At 59.6% G+C, this 3,144-nt stretch carries 1 protein-coding gene and 2 pseudogenes; all 3 read right to left on the reverse strand.

Translation table 11 applies throughout. From position 1 onward, the window contains the following. Positions 1-933 (reverse strand): annotated as a pseudogene (locus NW856_RS10155) (glycosyl transferase); the annotation flags it as partial. Between the two features lie 49 nt (positions 934-982). Then, complete coding sequence (locus tag NW856_RS10160; protein WP_414400109.1) at positions 983-2,920, reverse strand: cellulose biosynthesis cyclic di-GMP-binding regulatory protein BcsB; 1,938 nt, start codon at positions 2,918-2,920, stop codon at positions 983-985. A 147-nt stretch (positions 2,921-3,067) separates the two neighbouring features. Next, positions 3,068-3,144: pseudogene (locus NW856_RS10165) on the reverse strand (mannose-6-phosphate isomerase); the annotation flags it as partial.

Consider the following 3,144-nt stretch of genomic DNA (forward strand, 5'->3'; position numbering starts at 1 on the left):
GGGGGTAAACACCCGCGAGGCCGATTCTTCTGGCAGGCGGGCCATGAGCTTGTACACCGCTTCTTGGCTAAACTGGGAGCCCTGATCCTGGCTGAGAAGCTGCGTGATATCCTGCTCGGTGCCCAGAACTTTTTCAATACGCAAGCCTGGCCGCCAAGCGTAGAGGATCTCATCCACCGCCCAGTCCAGGGGGTCGTTCACCATCACCGTGAGAGTGTTCTGATCCGTCCAGGCCAAGGGATAGAACAGGTGACGCATCATCACCTCAGGATCAAACTGTTTGCTCAAAGCTGGATCTCGATGAAGCAGCCCTGTCCCTATCAATTCAGACACTGTCGGATACCCTAACAACTGAGTGAGAATGCTCAGGTACTCCGGCGTGGAAAGGTAGCTGAGCCGGGTCAAAAGCTGACCTAGGCTGGATCCGGTGCGGCGACGAATGGCCAGAAGATCCTGCCATTGTTTTAGAGTAAGCCGACTGCCTACCAGCTCTGCCGTCAGCCTGCGTTCAATGAGGGCGGTCAGAATCTGTTTTTCGGTGGCCGGGATCTCCCACATCCGATCGGCTTCGGGGCAGAGGCGCTTGACATTTTGCCAGACAATGGGATGGCCCGGCTCCTCGGTAGCAACCACTACGGTTTGCGGGTCGAGCCAGCCACAGGGCAGAAAGCGCACCGGCACCAGATCGATAGGCTCGATCAGCCAAGGCAGCTCTAGGTCGAGGGGATGCTCGAGCAACCAACTCCTCAGCTTGGGCCGATCCAAGATCTGACAGCAGAGGCGAGCAAACTGACGGGGGTGCATTGCCCTCAAGCTCCAGAGGGCCCGCGGCAGGGAACAATCAGCTTGTTTTTGATAGCGATAAGCCTTTGCCAACTGCTCCTGGGTTAGACAGCCTGTGCGCACCAACCAGTATTCGATCAGCGTTAACATAAGCTCAAAATCAGGTTAATTCTAGGCGAATCTTAGGTTCTCGCTTGGCTTAAGAGGGGGTTGGCGGCTCAGGTCGCCGGGCCAAACGTCGATAGGTGTCCCATGCCCCCACAGCCAGCAGGATGGCCAACAAAAGCACCAGCCAAAAGCGGTATTGCCACAACAAAAGCTGCCAACTGAAGCGACCGGGGTAGCGCACTCGATAGCCTGCCGGCGTGAGATCCCAGCTCTGTACTTGGGTGAGATCGGGGGCAGCGGCATAGGCGGTGAGCACGTTTCCCTGTAGCTGGTTGGCCAGGCGGGTGCGCGGATCGGCAAGGCCGCGGCTGAGGCGCTCTGCCAAAGCCGGGTCAGATCCCCACCAGGAAAGCCAAAGGGTGGGCTTGCCTTGGAGGAGAAAGTATTGCAAAAGGCCGAGATTCTCCTGGGGCTGAGCTGCCAGGGCAACCTGCTGGTTCAGGGGATTGATGATTTCAAACTGGGATCCCAACCGGATGGGGCTGTTGAGCTCCACCTGCTCCGGCCCGGCCACGATTATCTGCCAGGCAAAGTTCTCTGCTTGGAGTTGGGATTTCCCCTCCGGCAAAAACTGGAGGGTGGGCAACAAGGGCTGTGCCGACAGACGACCAAGGGCACCCAAGAGATAAGCAGTAGCTGGCAGCAACTGGGGATCCCCTACCCACACTTGGCCGGATCCTCGAAGCACCGCCGGGATCTCCTGCAGCTCGCCGCTAGGGGCTTGGTAGCCGCTCCAGATAAAGCCAGAGCTATCCGAGCGCACTTGTAGGGTCAGCGGAGTCAGGGATCCCTGGCAATTACCGGGGCTGGCGCCATAGTCAAAGCGGAGCTCCAGTTGATTAAAGCGGCGCAGCAGGCGGGTGGGCAGGGTCACAGTTTCGTTGAGCTGGGTGCGCCCGGTTAGGTTGTAGGTGCGCAACAGAACGCCATTCAAGAACACGTAGCCGGTGAGGCGATCCCCCACTCGGCCATCGACCGGGTTCATAATGACGTCTAGTTGCGCCGCCAGATCCCGCGGTCGTCCCCCTAATTGGGACAGGCTGAAGTTGAAGACCAAAGACTGGCTGCCAAACCCCCGCAGCAGCGGATCCACGATCCCCAGCTCTCGCAGGCTGAGGCGGTTGGCCCTGAGCGCTCTCTCCAGATCCGCCACCCTTGTCACCTGGATGCCTCGGCTGACCAGCCCCGCCCGCTTCCATTCTTCATAGAGAGCAAGAATAGCTTCCCGGCGGGCGGCCACTCGCAGGCGGGATCCCTCTGGGGTAATTTGATGCTGCAAGTGGGGGGTGAAATTGGCCGGCTCTAAGATCACCTGTGCCCCCTGCTTCGGACGGTTGCTCCACAGGATGGGCGTTTGCGGAAACAGGTGAGAAAGGAGGCTGTACAGCCACAGAGCTGCTTCCGCCGTCTCAGAGGAAGGATTGGCCGGCACTACCAAAGTAACCTGAGGATACAGCCGGCCCAGAAAACCGGCCACCGTGGCATCAGGAACGAGGGGCGCCAGCTCAAAGAAACTGTCCCGCCCTACCGTCAGCAGCAGGTTGCCGGTATTCAAGTCGGCGCAAATATCGTCGCTGATGCTCAGGAAAGGCTGCACCGACAAGGTGATAAAGCGCTCGCCAGCGGCCAAGCTGGGGATGGGCACCCGCACCACCGGCTCCTGCCGCAGGTCCCGCACCAGAAAAAGGCCCATTAGCTCCTCGTTGATCAGCACCCGCACCGTGGACGTGGGCTTGAGCACCGGCGAGGGATCCAGGCGCAACTGCACAAAGCTGGCCTCAGGGTCAAGGCCGTTGAGGGGGGCAGGGATCCCGATATCTAGACGCGGGTTAGCTCCTTGCAGCAGCACCGAGCGGTCGTAGCCCAGCCTTTGCAGAGAAATGACTTCCGCTGCGTGGACAGCCGTCGGCCCGCAACACCAAAGCAAACCGGCAACCCACAAAGCCCACTGCCTTGCCTTCTGCGTCACCTTGACCCCCTCTTGCTTATCCCTCACTTGTCTAGTGCAGGCAAGCCCCTTGGCCCACCTGACCCAAGTTTGCCCGACATGCAGAAATCTGTAAGCTTTCGGGGTCTGTACGCACAAATCGTGGATTCGGATGCCCAGGGGATCCCTCTACTGGCGGGCGTAGTCATCCTCAAAGCGCACGATGTCGTCCTCCCCGAGGTATTCCCCGTTTTGCACCTCGATCA

This window comes from Synechococcus sp. R3-13 (genome assembly GCF_047462195.1).
GTDB lineage: Bacteria > Cyanobacteriota > Cyanobacteriia > Thermostichales > Thermostichaceae > Thermostichus.